The 14,408-nt window shown below is 53.2% G+C and carries 13 protein-coding genes, 1 tRNA gene and 1 pseudogene; 9 read left to right on the top strand and 6 right to left on the bottom strand.

Annotated features, from left to right (window positions below; genetic code table 11):
• Together G9Q73_RS03215 and G9Q73_RS03210 are read right to left on the bottom strand one after the other, a co-directional pair.
• A partial coding sequence (locus G9Q73_RS03215; RefSeq protein WP_218649920.1) for a c-type heme family protein occupies nt 1-1,616 on the bottom strand: 1,616 nt, incomplete at its 3' end.
• Nucleotides 1,613-3,079, bottom strand: a complete 1,467-nt coding sequence (locus G9Q73_RS03210) for a diguanylate cyclase domain-containing protein (RefSeq protein WP_177418527.1) — start codon at nt 3,077-3,079, stop codon at nt 1,613-1,615. The genes G9Q73_RS03210 and G9Q73_RS03215, both read right to left, overlap by 4 nt.
• A gap of 201 nt (nt 3,080-3,280) precedes the next feature.
• Here G9Q73_RS03210 and G9Q73_RS20320 point away from each other — a divergent pair.
• From G9Q73_RS20320 to G9Q73_RS20315, 3 genes and pseudogenes are all read left to right on the top strand, one after another.
• A pseudogene (locus G9Q73_RS20320) lies at nt 3,281-3,682 on the top strand (SOS response-associated peptidase).
• 38 nt (nt 3,683-3,720) lie between these two features.
• On the top strand, nt 3,721-4,899 hold the full coding sequence (locus G9Q73_RS03195; protein WP_177418525.1) for an RCC1 domain-containing protein: 1,179 nt from the start codon (nt 3,721-3,723) through the stop codon (nt 4,897-4,899).
• Nucleotides 4,900-4,910: 11 nt separating this feature from the next.
• The gene (locus G9Q73_RS20315) at nt 4,911-5,033 is read left to right on the top strand and encodes an RCC1 domain-containing protein (protein WP_177418524.1); all 123 of its coding nucleotides are present in this window, start codon (nt 4,911-4,913) and stop codon (nt 5,031-5,033) included.
• Nucleotides 5,034-5,682: 649 nt separating this feature from the next.
• Here G9Q73_RS20315 and G9Q73_RS19375 read toward each other — a convergent pair.
• Nucleotides 5,683-6,159, bottom strand: a complete 477-nt coding sequence (locus tag G9Q73_RS19375) for a DNA-formamidopyrimidine glycosylase family protein (protein ID WP_246344966.1) — start codon at nt 6,157-6,159, stop codon at nt 5,683-5,685.
• A gap of 157 nt (nt 6,160-6,316) precedes the next feature.
• Between G9Q73_RS19375 and G9Q73_RS03180 the strand changes: the two genes are divergently transcribed.
• From G9Q73_RS03180 to G9Q73_RS03160, 6 genes are all read left to right on the top strand, one after another.
• The gene (locus G9Q73_RS03180; protein WP_177418523.1) at nt 6,317-9,139 is read left to right on the top strand and encodes an nSTAND1 domain-containing NTPase; all 2,823 of its coding nucleotides are present in this window, start codon (nt 6,317-6,319) and stop codon (nt 9,137-9,139) included.
• A gap of 117 nt (nt 9,140-9,256) precedes the next feature.
• Nucleotides 9,257-9,610 (top strand): diversity-generating retroelement protein Avd, encoded by a 354-nt coding sequence (gene avd / locus G9Q73_RS03175; RefSeq protein WP_177418522.1) that lies wholly within the window; start codon nt 9,257-9,259, stop codon nt 9,608-9,610.
• Entirely contained in the window at nt 9,607-10,674 is a 1,068-nt protein-coding gene (locus tag G9Q73_RS03170; RefSeq protein ID WP_177418521.1) for a reverse transcriptase domain-containing protein, read from the top strand. Before avd ends, G9Q73_RS03170 begins: the two co-directional genes overlap by 4 nt.
• Nucleotides 10,557-10,856 (top strand): SUMF1/EgtB/PvdO family nonheme iron enzyme, encoded by a 300-nt coding sequence (locus G9Q73_RS20305; protein ID WP_369408821.1) that lies wholly within the window; start codon nt 10,557-10,559, stop codon nt 10,854-10,856. The genes G9Q73_RS03170 and G9Q73_RS20305 overlap by 118 nt, the downstream gene beginning before the upstream one ends.
• 292 nt (nt 10,857-11,148) lie before the next feature.
• Nucleotides 11,149-11,224 (top strand) — tRNA-Glu (locus G9Q73_RS03165).
• Nucleotides 11,225-11,378: 154 nt separating this feature from the next.
• Nucleotides 11,379-12,110 carry a YceI family protein gene (locus tag G9Q73_RS03160; protein WP_177418520.1) on the top strand — a complete coding sequence of 244 codons (732 nt, stop codon included), beginning with the start codon at nt 11,379-11,381 and terminating at the stop codon, nt 12,108-12,110.
• Here the strand turns inward: G9Q73_RS03160 and G9Q73_RS03155 are convergent.
• From G9Q73_RS03155 to G9Q73_RS03145, 3 genes are all read right to left on the bottom strand, one after another.
• A complete protein-coding gene (locus G9Q73_RS03155) occupies nt 12,088-12,723 on the bottom strand; it encodes a redoxin domain-containing protein (RefSeq protein ID WP_177418519.1) in 636 nt (211 codons plus the stop codon). The genes G9Q73_RS03160 and G9Q73_RS03155 overlap by 23 nt on opposite strands.
• Before the next feature lie 267 nt (nt 12,724-12,990).
• A complete protein-coding gene (locus G9Q73_RS03150; RefSeq protein ID WP_177418518.1) occupies nt 12,991-13,959 on the bottom strand; it encodes an SWIM zinc finger family protein in 969 nt (322 codons plus the stop codon).
• Between the two features lie 14 nt (nt 13,960-13,973).
• The coding region (locus tag G9Q73_RS03145) for a helicase-related protein (protein ID WP_177418517.1) at nt 13,974-14,408 on the bottom strand (435 nt) is incomplete at its 5' end.

The following is a 14,408-nucleotide window of genomic DNA, read 5'->3' as shown; positions in this document are numbered from 1 at the left end:
GCACCATTTTGAGGAAAACCGTGCACCACTGAATTCATGATCAAATTGGTAATAATCTGTGAAAGTGCCCCCGGATAGCTCTCCAACTCGATATCATCAGGGCATTCAATCTCTATGTTCAAATGGGTTTTTTTCAGTTCAGGCCTGAGTGTGCGAATCACATCGTTTATATAGGTATTCAGATTAAAGCGGCTTTTCTGTTCACTGGCCTGATCGGCAGCAATCTGTTTGAAGCTCCTGATCATCTGCCCGGCACGTTGCAGATTCGAGAGGATGATGGCAGTCGACTCTTTGCAGAGATCAAGATAGTTAGCCAGAGCTGAACGCGAAAGTTTGTTTTCTGCCACAGCCTGCACAAGATCTTTCGTCTGGTTTTCCAGATAGGAGGCTGAGGTGACAGATACACCGATGGGTGTATTAACCTCGTGCGCAACACCTGCAACCATGCCACCCAGAGCTGACATGGTTTCTGATCTCACCAGTGTCTTCTCCATCTCCTTGCGCAGGGTGATATCCTGGAACAGAGTAACTGTTCCGGAGAATTCTGACCCTTCAAAAATGGGTGAAGATACATAGGAGACAGGTATCGAATGGCCCTCCTGATGTTTGAACACAGCCTCATTCACACGCACGACTCCGCCACTCTCCGTTTCCACAGTAAGAGCAGTCTGGGTGACAGACTCTATCGAGGTCTTAAAACCAGGGACTTCCGATGCTGCTTCAGACTCATATTCACTCAACTTCCAATCACGCCAACCCAGGATGCGTAGCGCCGCAGGGTTGGCAAAAGTCACCGTGCCTTGCCGATCCATGCTGACAACACCTTCTCCCACCGCATTGGTGACACTTCTCAGGAAATGCTCACGTCCAGCCAGTACCTCCTTGGTATCATTCACCAACTGCCATTGTTGGCGCAGTTTGGAAAGCAGAAACAGCGTGGTCCAGGTCAATAGAATGAATGCCGCCAGATGGATTTGAACCACCTGAGATCTTGCTGTTGACTGGGCTGAGAGAATGGGATCGGCAGGCAGGGTCACACTGATGCCTCCACGCACATCACCCACCTCGTACCCCTGTTTCTCATGGCACTTCATACAGGCCTTCTTGGTGAACAGTGGTCCCATGTAGCGGTAGACCCGACTGCTATCTTGCCTGATATATTCCAGAATCTCTGGAACATCCTTTTCAAACAGGTTAAGTGCTTTTGACTCCCACACATCCGGCACATTATCGGGATTGATTGGTTTGAGTGATGTGATGTGAAGAAGGATCCCGCTATTTTTTCTGGCCACATCGGCTATCTGACGTGTCATGTAGGCTGGATTCAGTTTGGTCAACTTGACGCCGCCCAGCGTCTCCACGTCTCGGTCCGGTACTTCCAGATAGGGATTTGAAGGTGTTGATTCACTGACTGGCACATAAACCCCACCGTGTTGTGCATTCCAGAGTCGTGTCATCTGCACCAGTCTGAACATGCTTTGCGCCCTCTCATAGGCCAGTCTTTCGGCCATGCCGTCAAGTCCGGAGAGATTCCACAGAGCAGACAGTATGGAAAGACCGCCCCAGAGCAGCAGCGGAAAAATCCAGTAGAATCGTCTGTATGCAATTATGTTCATGAACCGACTTCCTTGCCGGCTTCATCGGTGGTATCTCCATCCATTTCAGGGAGAAAAAAGCTATAGGTGTTTCTTCCTTTCTGTTTGGCGTGATACATAGCCAGATCTGCCGCATGCAGAAGATATTTAATATCCTGGGCATCATGCGGATATCGGCTTATCCCGATGCTACATGTGATGCATACCTTTTTCCCGTCCAGATCAAAGGGTTTGGCTATAGCGGCGTTAATTTTTTTCGTAATTATTTCGATGTGGGTGCAGTTTATGGTATTTGTGACAACAGCCGTGAATTCGTCACCACCCACTCTGGCCACAGTATCTGATCGGCGAAGACATTGATTCAGACGGGCCGCTACCTCAATCAGCAGTTGATCACCATATTTGTGTCCCAATCGATCATTCACACTCTTGAAGTAATCCAGATCGATAAAAAGCAGCGCAAAACTCTGGCCACCCCGCTCAGAGAGCGATACGGCATTCTCAAGACGATCCAGAAAAAGATTTCTGTTGGGCAATGCCGTCAATGGATCACGGGTTGCCCGTTCCAAAAGCTGTCTTTCCTGTTCCTTGATATCGGTGATATCTGAAAACTGTATCGCAATTTCGCGATGATGTTGATCTGTTATCTTTACTACGGAAGCAGAGAGCCGGATATTGATATCGTTGAGAAATTTCGTGGCACACCACAACTCCCCCTCCCACGAACCACTATCGAGCAGATTCTTCCAGGCCGCATTCAGAATGGTCTCATCGTTATTGTTCGACTTGAGGAAGTCAGCCCGCCTGCCAATTGAATACTCCGCAGAAAAACCGGTCACTTTTTCAAACGCAGGATTTACCGCCTTGATTCTGTACTGATCATCGAGGACCAGTGTTGCCAACGATGTCTCCTGGAATAAACCCGCCAGTGCTTTGAGTTGGTCGATATCCTTTTGCAGATTTTCGTGCTGTTGCCGCATCTCCTGCAGGCCGGAATATTCACGCAGTAGCGTCGTGATAGAGGCAAACAGCTTTTCAATCGTCAGGTTCGCTTTGTCTTTAAAATCATTGATATTGTACTGAGCGGCAATCTGATACTGATTGAACATCCCCGGTTGTCCAGTCCTGATGAAGATTCGCACATCGCTGTTCCCCAACTTGTTTCGAACCACCTCTACCAGTTCCAGACCTGCAGTATCCGATTCCATGATGACATCAAGCAGAATCAAGGCGACATCCGGGTGCTCCCGCATCACCTCAATGGCCTGCTCGGAAGAGTAGGCATCAATGATGAAGACTGGGCGTCCCAGGTAGTGATAGTCACCAAGCACCATACGTGTGACCTGGTGGATATCCTCCTCGTCATCTACCACCAATATTTTCCACGGATGAGTGTCATCAGGACTCAGGTGTTGTGAATCCTCGGTCTCTTCCGCAAAGGAAAACCTGCTATCGGCGTTCGCCATGTAATCTATCGCTATCATTTCATACGCTGTCCAGTATCTTTTCTGGGAAGCCCCAGAGAGTTACTAACTGACTGTGTGCCACCCTGCTCCCATTCAGGAACGGGTAGTAACCATAAAGGCGGCTGCTTTTATAGATTCTTTAAATATGGATGAACAATCGCTTCTGTGCCTGCACCTCCATCTATACTCGTGGGTGTCGGCGGCAGGCGACCCACATGGATGTGGGAAGGTAGAACAGCGTTCAAGAAACGTCGATACCTAATCCCTGCCAGTGGATTTTTCGAGTGGGAAGCGGAGAAGGATGGCAAACAGCCATATTGCTTCCGACCCAGTAAAGCACCACAGTTTTCTTTCGCTGGATTGTATGGGCACTGGGACAACAAGGCGGGGAAGAGCATCGACTCTTGAACTATACTCGTAGGTAAGGCCAACGAGGTAGTAAATCCCGTTCATGGCCGGATGCCCATCACCCTGCACACTGAACATTATGAAGCCTGGGTAGATACTGATACTCGCAAGCGTGAAATCCTCAAGCCACTGCTCAGGCCCTGTTCGGAAGAGGAGATAGACCTAAATCCGGTTAGGAAAAGGTCAGTAAGCCTCGAAGCGATGAACGCATAACAGAAAGGATTCTGGTTCTCGCAAAAGGAGGGGGAGAGATGGCCAACACGGGTAATTGGGGTTATGCCCAACAATCGATTGCCAGATTTTTGGGCGGGTTGATGGCGCAAGGCGCTGCATCCGCGAAAAACAAATTCCTATCCCTCGCGCAATTCCTCGCTGTCCTAACCGTCGTCACGTTTGGCGTGCTGACAATCATAGCTTCCTCTGACGTGCCAGACATCGAGAAGGTACCCCTGAACGTCGTTGTCGACGAACGCTGGGTTTTTCTCACGGAAGGCGACTCTGTGTCTGTCAGAGTTGACACGACGACGAACAACACCCAAGAAATCCTGCCAAGTATCGAGTACGTCACCGCGCCGATCTACCGATACGACAACGACACGCTGACTCAGAATTTGAGCGCCGGCTACAGCTTCGACTATAGCGTCCGCACACAGGACTCCCCGCGTGCGGCCCTGTTGACTATAGCGTCGCAGGCCACGACGCGACCGGGAATCTACCTGCACGATATCTCCATCAAGGATATCCCTGACCGCTACAAGCAGAACATGGTGGCACGCCTCGGACTCGTAGTGGTCCCTACCGGCGGCGCCGTCAAGACTTCGAAGGTCACCCGGGTCCGCGCCGGGCCCGGGCATTCGCTCGCACTGCTGGATGACGGCACCGTCTGGGCCTGGGGCGACAACCAGCACGGCCAACTCGGCGACGGCACCCTCATCGACCGCAACGTGCCAGTTCCGGTGCAGGGACTCGAGGTTCCGGTGCGCGACATCGCGGCGGGCGACAACCACTCCCTGGCGCTCGGCGAGGATGGGCGAGTCTATTCTTGGGGGGGCAATGACCAGTCTCAGCTGGGCCTGTCCTGGATTTTCGCCACGACAGGGACATATTCTGACTGTCCTGAGGGCCGTTTTAATGTCGACGACCGCGAACTCACCTTCTCGATCGCACGGCCAGTATCGACAGGCTTTACTGAGTCGTCAGAGTGCTTCGATGGCTGGGACGCCATCCTGCTCGATAACGTGGTCGAGATCGCCGCCGGCGATGCCCATTCCCTGGCGCTGCAGGTAGGCGGCCCGGTGATCTCCTGGGGTGGCAATGCCCACGGACAGCTGGGGCGCGATACAAAGTGGCCGTGGTACGCCAAGCCGGTTGAGAACCTGCCGGGCACGCCGGTCGCCGCTATACGGCACGTTCTCCGCTGGCCCTGCTGAACGATGGGACCGTGTGGGGCTGGGGGCGAAACAATGTCAGACAGCTGGGGTCCAACACGCCGGTCGACCACTTGATTCTCGTCGACATTCCATTCATCAGCGGCGTGCAGCAGATCCGGTCAGGCGATGACTAATGGTTGCGCCTGTCAGCGGCGGTTTCTGTGGTTCCGCGGTTGGGCGGCAAATAGCTTTGGTCAGCCTGGGACGGACCACTGACACAAGATACCAGAGCAATACGTAACTGAACGAAGTAATAACAAAGAAGACCTCTAAATGTTACTGTTTTTGAATTATTTATTTCCACTTCTCAGTCGTTTGATCTCTTGCCATGGGGTCAGCTTCTCACTGGAAAACTTTATTTAGAGGATATTGAATATTGTTCTCGATGCCTTGTCTCCCGTCTTGCTTGTGGCGCAAATTCTCATTAGAGTACGATCACTTATTCATGCGTGCTGACAATTAGAACAGAGATAACAGCCCTGACTGCCTGAAACAATCTTGATGATTATTGCGGCGCAGCGGTAGCACGGCAGATTTTCCCGACGATAGACAAATCTGGTGGACTCAAGCTGCTGCCTTGGTGATGAGTTTGTCAATGAGTTGCACAGTTGATTGGTAGTGCCGCCGGTCTCACTTGGGATTGTGGGCAGTTCTATGTAGCAACTACATTGATACCGGTTATATTAAATACACTGGCTGGTTTAATGCCGGAAGTGCAGCGGGCGGTAAGTAAAAATCTGGCGGAGATGGTTGCCGAGTCCTGCACCAGGAAACGGAAGCTGGTCATCGGCGTGAAGCCAACTGACGGTTGCGAAACCGTTTGCCAAGAAGCCGTTTGGCGATGGTTTCACCATCAAGAGAACCGCTCAAAATATCGGGTCCCAATCGACTCAACAACGGATGGCTTTCTTGCTCTGCTTTCGTCAGAACCGCAATGTCCGAAGCGCTGAAAAGCAGCGCGGCCTTCGACGTTGTCTCAAGACTCAACCGCAACTGGCGTGAAGTGTCCGGCACCTCCCCTTTGTCGAGACAGTACCAACGGCCATAGAGCTGATTGTGGCTGTAGATCGAAAGGTCGTTGTCGAAGTGGTTGAGCATCGCCTTGCCCCGGGTCTCCACCTCGATCAGCCTGGCGCCGGTCAGTCTCTTCTCAAACGGTTTCAGCGCAGGCAGGCCAAACCAGACCGTTTCAATGATCTGGTCTTGCAGGATAGCCGTAATTCTGTCGGCTGCGCGTCGAATTTCCGGGCCTTCTGGCATAGGTGGGTATTCTACCCTGGAATAGACGAATTTCGGCAGAAGTAGGCCCGATCAAGCGTAGCGGATCGGGCATGCCCGCTTTAACCGGTGGAGGAATCACCCTTCGTCGGTTATCCTTGAACACTTGGGAATAAAAAGTAACAGTCTGGAAAGACAGATGGCGGACGCCCGGCAAACCGAACAGATCTTCCTCAGCTACAGCCGCAATGATCGGGAAGCGGCGATCTTCATCCGTAACGCGCTGGAGCAGGAAGGCATCACGGTCTTTCGTGATGAAGATGCCATACGAGTAGGCGATGACTGGATGTTACGTCTGCAGGATGCCCTGCAGGCTTGTACGGCCTTTATCGTATTGATCGGGCGGGACGGTGTGCGCCGCTGGGTGGGAAAAGAGGTGGAGGTCGCCCTGATCCGCAATATCTCACCCCATGAAAACAGCCAGCGCCTGCCGATATTTCCTCTCCTGCTGCCTGGCGCAAATCCTCGATCGGTGCCGCCGTTTCTCGGACTGTTGCAGCTACAACAGTGGCACCCCGACGAGGCCCTGCCATCGGCCCTTATCAGCGCCCTTCACGACAAGATGGAGTTGCTGAACCAGGACAACACCTTTGAAGGCTGCCCCTTTCTCGGTCTCAGCGCCTTTCAGCCGGAACATGCACCGCTCTTTTTCGGACGTCGTCTGGAGACGCTCAATGCCCTGAAATATATCGGAACACAGGCGCAAATACACCCGGAACATATCAGCCCATCCGGGGAACAGTTCTGCCGCTGGCTGCAGATCGAAGGCAATAGCGGTGCGGGCAAGTCTTCGTTGGTCAATGCGGGCATGCTGCCGCTGATCCAGCAGGGTAGCTTGTGGGCGCGTACCGGCTACGAAAACTGGCAGATCCTCGGTCCCATGATGCCGGGGGAGAAACCCTTGCAACGCCTGGCGGAGGTGCTTGAGCGCGCTTTTGAACCCGTCCCGGAGAGGCGTGATTCCCTGCGGCGCCTCAAGCGTCTTGAAGACGATGACCGGGCGCTGGGTTTCATGCTGCATGACCACAAGGACGGCGATACGGCTTTCCTGCTGGTGGTCGATCAGTTTGAAGAGTTGTTCACCTTCTCTGAAGCGGTGGAAAAGCAGCGCTTCGATGCCCAGTTGGCGCATGCACTCCAGGACAAGGCGTGTCCACTGTTTCTGATCAGCACCGTGCGCATCGACTTTCTGGAAGGCTTCGAGCAACTGTCGAGCCTTTCGGAACTCTACAATCAGCACTGCAAGCGTTACCTGCTGAAGGCCATCTCCCAGGCGGGGCTGCAGGAGGCTATCGAACAACCCGCCCGGCTGGCAGAGCTGGATGTCAGCCAAGTGACCACGGCTATCCTGGGAGATGCGAAAAATGAGATCGGCGCACTGCCGCTGGTGGAAAACGCCCTGCAGGTATTGTGGGAAGTGCGCCGGGACAACCGTTTGAGCGGTGATCTCTATGGGGAAAAAGGCGGCATTGCCGGGCTGCTGGAAGCCCAGGCCGATGCCCTGTTGGTCCGCCTCGACCGTGATCTGTCCAAAGGCAGGGAAGATGCTCTGGAGCTGCTGCTGGCCCTCACCCGTATCAATGATGAAGGCCGTCATACCCGGCGGCGTCTGCCCATCGAGGAGGCCTGGCTGGTGGCGGGAGGGAGAAAGTCCGATCCTCACCGGGGGCGCAAGATCATAGACTACCTCACCGGCAGGATCGCGCCGGACGGCGGCAAGGCGAACGGCAACCTGCGCCTGTTGACGACCGTGGGTGACAGTGAGCAGGATCAGTCCATCGATCTGATCCACGAAACCCTGATCCGCGCCCGTGGCAAAGACAAGGCCACGGGCAGGCTCTACGGTTACTGGAAGACCCTCTACGACTACATCGAGAAGAACCGTGATCGCGGCTTCTATCGTGATCAACTGGCACGGCAGGCACAGAGATGGAAAAACGCAACGGGGCTGGGGCGCTGGTGGAGACTGGCGGGCTGGCGTGACCTCAAGCACTATCGCAGGCTGCGCCCGGCCAAAGGCAGCCTTGATGCCCGTTTTCAACGCTGGAGCCGACGGGTGGCTTGGCTACAGGCGGGCCTGCTGGCGGGCCTGGTGGTTTTTGTCGCTGAATCCTACCTGTGGACGCTGAATAACGGCATGCCGCCCGGTTACATACTGATGCAGCAGAAGTTTCGCCTGATGAGCCTGGGTTGGTTGCTTGAACCTTTGCCTGAGATGGTGGAGATTCCCGCATCCAATGGTAAATTCCAGATGGGGGAACTGGATGTGGATTTCGTCGGCGCAGTCAAAAATCAGCCGGAGTTCATCGAGAATTTTGGTATTCCCAGCACCGCGGCGTCTATCGAGCAGCCGTTTATGCTGGGTAAGTACGAGGTAACCTATGAACAGTACGACTACTATGTCTGGCAACAGGGTAAGGAGAATCCACCCGAATACCCCAACAGTGCGCCGGGTGACAGTGGTCGTGGGTCTCGTGCGGTGGTGCATGTCTCCTGGAATGATGCCAACGGTTACCTGCGCTGGCTGAGTCGGAAGACCGGCGCGCAATACCGGCTGCCGACCGAAGCCGAATGGGAATACGCGGCCCGTGCCGGGACAACGACACCTTTCTGGTGGGGTCATGAAGTGGGTTCAGATAGAGCTAACTGTGATGGCTGTGGCAGTGAGTGGGACAACAAGCGCATTGCCCCGGTGGGTCGCTTTGCGGCTAATGGTTGGAACTTGCATGACACGGCAGGCAACGTCTGGGAGTGGACATGCTCGGAGTGGAAGAAGGCCTTTGACGGCAGTGAAAGGGTTTGCGTCGATGCTGAAGAACACTCAGAGGGGCGTGTGTTGCGTGGTGGTTCGTGGACCGACGATACCGCCTGGTTGCGTTCCTCCGCGCGCGACAGGACCTACACAGTCGACCGAACCAACTATGTAGGGTTTCGGGTGTATCGAGCCGCCAGGACAGATTGACACTTTTATCTTTTTGTTCATGGAGCCCGGATCTATAACGTTCTGTGGTGCTTGATATGTTTGGCGGTGCTTGGTTTCTTTTCCGCGCGAAGCGCGGTCGTTTTTTGAAGGGGTGGTATGGCGATTAAGACTGAAAGACCTTCCGTCCCCAAGGCCGTCCAGGATTGCCGTGAGCTGCTATTGTGGATGATTCCGCACCTGGACAAGCTGCCGAAAAACCGGCGCTATACGTTGGGTGAGAAACTCGAAAATCGCCTGCTGACCATTTTGGAATCACTGGTGACAGCAGCATACGCGCCCAACAAGCGAACCTTTCTGTTTCAGGCCAACCGTGATCTTGAGGTCTGCCGTCACCTCTGGCGTTTGTGTTACGACTTCAAGGCGGTGCCATCAAAAAGTTACGAACATGGTGGCAGGCTGATGTTTGAGCTGGGAAAGCAGGTCGGTGGTTGGATGAAGGCCGGCAGGTGAAACGCTTCGGTAATCTGTGGGATGACATCATATCTTTTGACAATCTGCTTTTGGCATACAGAAAGGCGCGTAAGGGAAAGCGCACCCGCGAAGATGTTGCACGTTTCGACCTCAACCTTGAGCAGGATTTGTTCCAGTTGCAGGATTCATTGCGGGATAAAACCTACCGCCCCGGTAACTACCGAATCTTCACCCTCTACGAGCGTAAGCCCAGACAGATATCCGCTGCCCCGTTTCGTGACCGGGTGGTGCACCATGCACTGATGAATATTATCGAGCCACTGCTGGACAAACGTTTTATCTTTGACAGTTATGCCTGCAGGCAAGGTAAGGGGGTTCATCAGGCAGTGCAGCGTTATCAGAAGTGGGCGAACCGTTACGCTTACGCGCTAAAGCTGGATATTGCCCGCTATTTTCCCAGTGTCGACCAGGCCATCCTTAAACGGCAGATCGCCCATCATATAAAAGACCCACATGTACTTTGGCTGTTTGATGTGATTCTTGACCATTCACCTGCGTTCCCCTCTGAACCATTGGTCTATTTTCCTGGTGATGATCTACTTACGCCGCAGGAACGGCGCACGGGTATTCCTATCGGCAACTTGACCAGTCAGTTTCTTGCCAACCTGTATCTGAATGAAATTGATCACTTTGTTAAAGAGGAACTGAGGGTGAAGGCTTACCTTCGATATGTTGACGATGTCGTGCTGCTATCAAACAGCAAGCCGATGTTGCACAGGTGGCAACAGGCCATCGGAGAAAGACTGCAGGCGTTACGGCTGCGTATTCATCCGGGAAAGGCAAATATCTTTTCTGTTCACGAAGGTGTGGATATATTGGGGTACCAGGTATTTCCGAAATACCGATTGCTGCGAAATGATAATGGACATCGCTTTGTACGTCGATTACGTGCCTTTGCAAAGGCTTACCGTAGTGGCGAAATGGAGTGGGACGATTTCAACCCCAGCGTGCAAAGTTGGATTGGTCATGCACGCCAAGCCGAAACACGGGGTTTGCGCCGACAGATTTTTCGTTCTACCGTATTCAGACGGGAAGAAGGCTAAGTTGCTGTGTGTTGCGTGGTGGTTCGTGGAACAACAAAACCGACTGGTTGCGTTCCTCCGCGCGCAACAGGAACAACACAGACAACCGAAACAACAATGTAGGGTTTCGGGTGTATCGAGCCGCCAGTCCGCCCTTGTTTGCCAGAGTCTGCCTGCTTACGGTCAGTCGGAGTGTGCGTTAGGGTGTCCATGACCCTTTTTCCGGGCTTCGCAGGGAAGGGAAAGCCGAATAGAGCGAAGGGACGCGGCAGGCGGGGCTGGTAGCTGTGTCGAAGGTCCCGCCTGTTTGCGTTCAATGCCAATGTTGAATAATCCGGCGATTGGGGCGAAGGAAAAGTGTGTGCGGGGATGGGGGGGGGAGACAGATTCAATACGAGGAAAGATATGCACGGTCTTGACACCATGCGCAAACTCCCGTAGATTTCGCGCTCTCCTATTCGGAGGTTGTCGTCACAGGCACGCTGAACAGGACCTGTCCCCATCGTCTAGAGGCCTAGGACACTGGCCTTTCACGCCGGTAACAGGGGTTCGACTCCCCTTGGGGACGCCATATAAAACAAGGGCTTACGTTTATTCGTAGGCCCTTTTTTATTGCCTGTACGGAAAAGTGTTTTTCAATTCTCGCCGTGTCCGAGGTACTGACAAGGATCTCGATCCGAGGGGCTGCGGGTATGAATGCCGAGTATTTCCTGGCACGCCGCTAAATGACAGCATTTTATTGTGCTACGCTGCCGAAAGTTATGTATTCGACACATATTCAATTTGCTGATGGATGGATGATGCCTAAACTTTCTGGATTTTATGGTTACCTTGTAGTCTTTCTTTATGGCCTTTTCTCTTCCTCCACAGTTTTCTCGGCGGAGCGTTATATTGTGGACAGTGAGCAGTCATTTGTCCGTATTGCGGCCAAGATGTGCGAGCCCGATCTGCTGAAAGGCGAGTTTGGCAACGTCTCAGGGGAGATATTCCTGGATGAAGAGAATCTGGAGAATTCCCGTATCAATATCACGGTTACTGCAGTTTCCGCGGTCTTTGATCATGAATATCACCGAAGTGATCATATTGAAACGATCGTTATGGGCGCCAAGCTGCTTAATGCGGTCAAATTTCCGCTGATCAGCTTTAAGAGTACTGAAATAAAACCCACGAATGCCCAGCAGTTTGATGCATATGGAGAGAAATCCAGTGTGGTTACCGCCATCGTTAAAGGTGACCTGACGCTGGTTGGAATGACACATCCCTTCGAGATGGAGGTCACGTTTCATGACAAGACGGGGCAGACCAGCAAGGGCAGGATGGTAGCCGCCTTCTCCTCGTTTGGTACCTTCAAACGTTCTGATTTCGGGGTTGTCTACGGCCTCGACAGGGTGGGTATACGACGCATGGGCGATGAGGTGATGGTGATGGCCTCCATTACTGCGAATCGGGCGCAATAATCTGCGGCAGTTCGTCTTTAGGTTGAGCCTTGTTTCTGACGTAGCAGCCATATGCCCGGGTTATCTTTTTGCTGACCTCCCGGCCTGCAAGCAGATCATCCAGCGCGTTTTGGGTATAGGGAACCAACTTGCCGGTCGTTTTTTTCAACATGGCGTTGGAATCTATTGCACCGGAATAGGCAAGGATTCCCTGCCTGTCGATGATAAAGATCTGAGGTGTCGTTGTCGCGCTATAGGCGGTGGAGATATCGAGCTCCATATCCAGGATGACTATTCTTTTTGATGAGTCAAAATGCCCCAGGGCTTGTTCCAGGGACAGCTTTTGCAGCCTTGGTACTATATTGATCCATGCGATATCATTTTTCGCTGCGTATTCATACAGTGAATTCAGCGTGCCGTTATCGTAATACCGGCGGGAGTAGGGACACTCGGGACTGGACCACTCAAGAACCACGATTTTGCCGGCGTAGTCACTCAGCAGATGCCCGTTTCCCTGGAGATCCCGGCCCTGGAAGTCCGGTGCCTTTGCGCCCAACATCAAGTCGGCAGACAGACTGCCGGTCTGTGTTAACAGGCAGAGGATAAACACGAGATGGAAAATCTGTTTGTACACAGGTCTGCTTCCGATAATAGTTACGATTGGTAGAAATTGATTCTCAATGGATTTGACGGCAGGCTGCGAGAGAAAGGTCTGGAAAAATACCTTTCGTTGCTCAAGCTTGCAGTCAAGACTATTGCTGATATCTATAAAGCTCGGTGGCAAGTGGAACGGTTCTTCGAATGTTAATACACGAAGTGGAAGCCTGCAAAAACACCAGAGAGTCCCTGCACTGCAGGTGGCGCATACCCCACCCAATGTCACGTATTCTTTGGCTTGAGATTATTTTCGTGACCATGCCTGAGTAAGCGCAGTCAGCGAACGCTCCTGAAGTTTGAGTCTGCCGCGCTTGCCTTCCCAATTTGCGATCGTCTGCGGGCTCACACCAATCAGGCCTGCAAACTGGCCGCGTGTCATGTCGTACGCTTTGCGCAGCCGGGCAACCGCCGCGCCGGTAGGCGTGAAGGTCTTCTTCTTGGATGCTGTTTTCTTCTTTGCGGTTTTCCGTGCGGGTGTTTTGCGCTTTTTTTTCGGCCCGGTTGTCTCTTCGATATCGATGCCGAAGAGTTTCGAGAGATCCTGGTTTGCGAGCCGACGCTGTTTGCCTCTCCCAGTTGTTGCTATCTGAATGTCCAGATTCGCCGAGATGAGTGCTTCATGATCGACCTTGCGCAGCAGGAAAAGCAGTTCCGGTTTATCGTCCAGGCGGGCGCCAACTCCATACAGCACGGCGGCCACATGTTTACACATGTCGGCCCAGTCGGGACAGTCACAGTGGAGCTTGATATCCCGGGGTTGGGGGAACAACCCTTTTTCAGGTTCGGTCACGATCTCCATCACCTGATGGGAGAATCGTCCCTGTAATAATTCCAGTATGGAACCGATCTGGCCGGCGCATTGTTTGCGCAGCTTTTCCCACTTGGCCTGTGACAGGGCGGCAATATCGATAGTGACATGATAGAGCGTTGATCCAGAGACGATGGCCTCAATTTTTCCTTTTTTGATCGCCAGGTGACAGACCGAACCGTTTCGGACATAGGTTCGGCCGCGTGGCAGGCGGTTGGCGTAGTCGCTGAATCGTTCCAGGTGTTTGCACCAGGCTTCGCCCCAGAAGGTATGGGCAATCTTGCGGCCCTTTGTCTCGATAGGTTCGATCTCAACACCTTTCTTACGCAGCTTGTTCATTTCCCGGACTGTTTTGGCGCGCCGCTTTGCTATCGGCACATAGGGCTGCCATCCGCCATATGACATTGAGGATTCTCCGTTTACACTTGGACCTTGTTAAGGTCGAGCGAAACCAGTTTCAGTAGTTCCTCGTTGTTCATTTCGGTTAGCAGAGCTTCGGCGCCGCCTTCCAGTAGCTCACTGGCCAATGCTGTCTTTTCTGCGATCAGGGCGTCTATTTTCTCTTCCACCGTACCCTGACAAACAAATTTATGGACCAGCACATTGTTCCGTTGGCCGATACGAAACGCCCGGTCGGTGGCCTGGTTTTCCACCGCAGGGTTCCACCAGCGATCGAAGTGGATCACGTGGGATGCTGCGGTAAGGTTCAGCCCGGTACCGCCAGCCTTGAGTGACAGGATGAAAAACGGCGGGCCGTCTTCCTGCTGAAAATCGTCCACCAGCTGTTTGCGCCGTTTGACCGGTGTGCGCCGCCAGCGCCGCAATACGTGTAACTGAACGCGAAGGCATACCAA

Source organism: endosymbiont of Lamellibrachia barhami (assembly GCF_011947365.2).
Taxonomy (GTDB): domain Bacteria; phylum Pseudomonadota; class Gammaproteobacteria; order Chromatiales; family Chromatiaceae; genus QGON01.
Note: the sequence above shows the minus strand (reverse complement) of the source record. Positions and strands in the feature narration are given on the sequence as shown.

Coding starts and splice junctions, on each gene's coding strand:
- avd (WP_177418522.1), top strand. CDS start 9,257: ATGGCGATTAAGACTGAAAGACCTTCCGTCCCCAAGGCCGTCCAGGAT.
- G9Q73_RS03160 (WP_177418520.1), top strand. CDS start 11,379: ATGACAGCATTTTATTGTGCTACGCTGCCGAAAGTTATGTATTCGACA.
- G9Q73_RS03180 (WP_177418523.1), top strand. CDS start 6,317: ATGGCGGACGCCCGGCAAACCGAACAGATCTTCCTCAGCTACAGCCGC.
- G9Q73_RS03210 (WP_177418527.1), bottom strand. CDS start 3,079: ATGATAGCGATAGATTACATGGCGAACGCCGATAGCAGGTTTTCCTTT.
- G9Q73_RS03150 (WP_177418518.1), bottom strand. CDS start 13,959: ATGTCATATGGCGGATGGCAGCCCTATGTGCCGATAGCAAAGCGGCGC.
- G9Q73_RS03195 (WP_177418525.1), top strand. CDS start 3,721: ATGGCCAACACGGGTAATTGGGGTTATGCCCAACAATCGATTGCCAGA.
- G9Q73_RS19375 (WP_246344966.1), bottom strand. CDS start 6,159: ATGCCAGAAGGCCCGGAAATTCGACGCGCAGCCGACAGAATTACGGCT.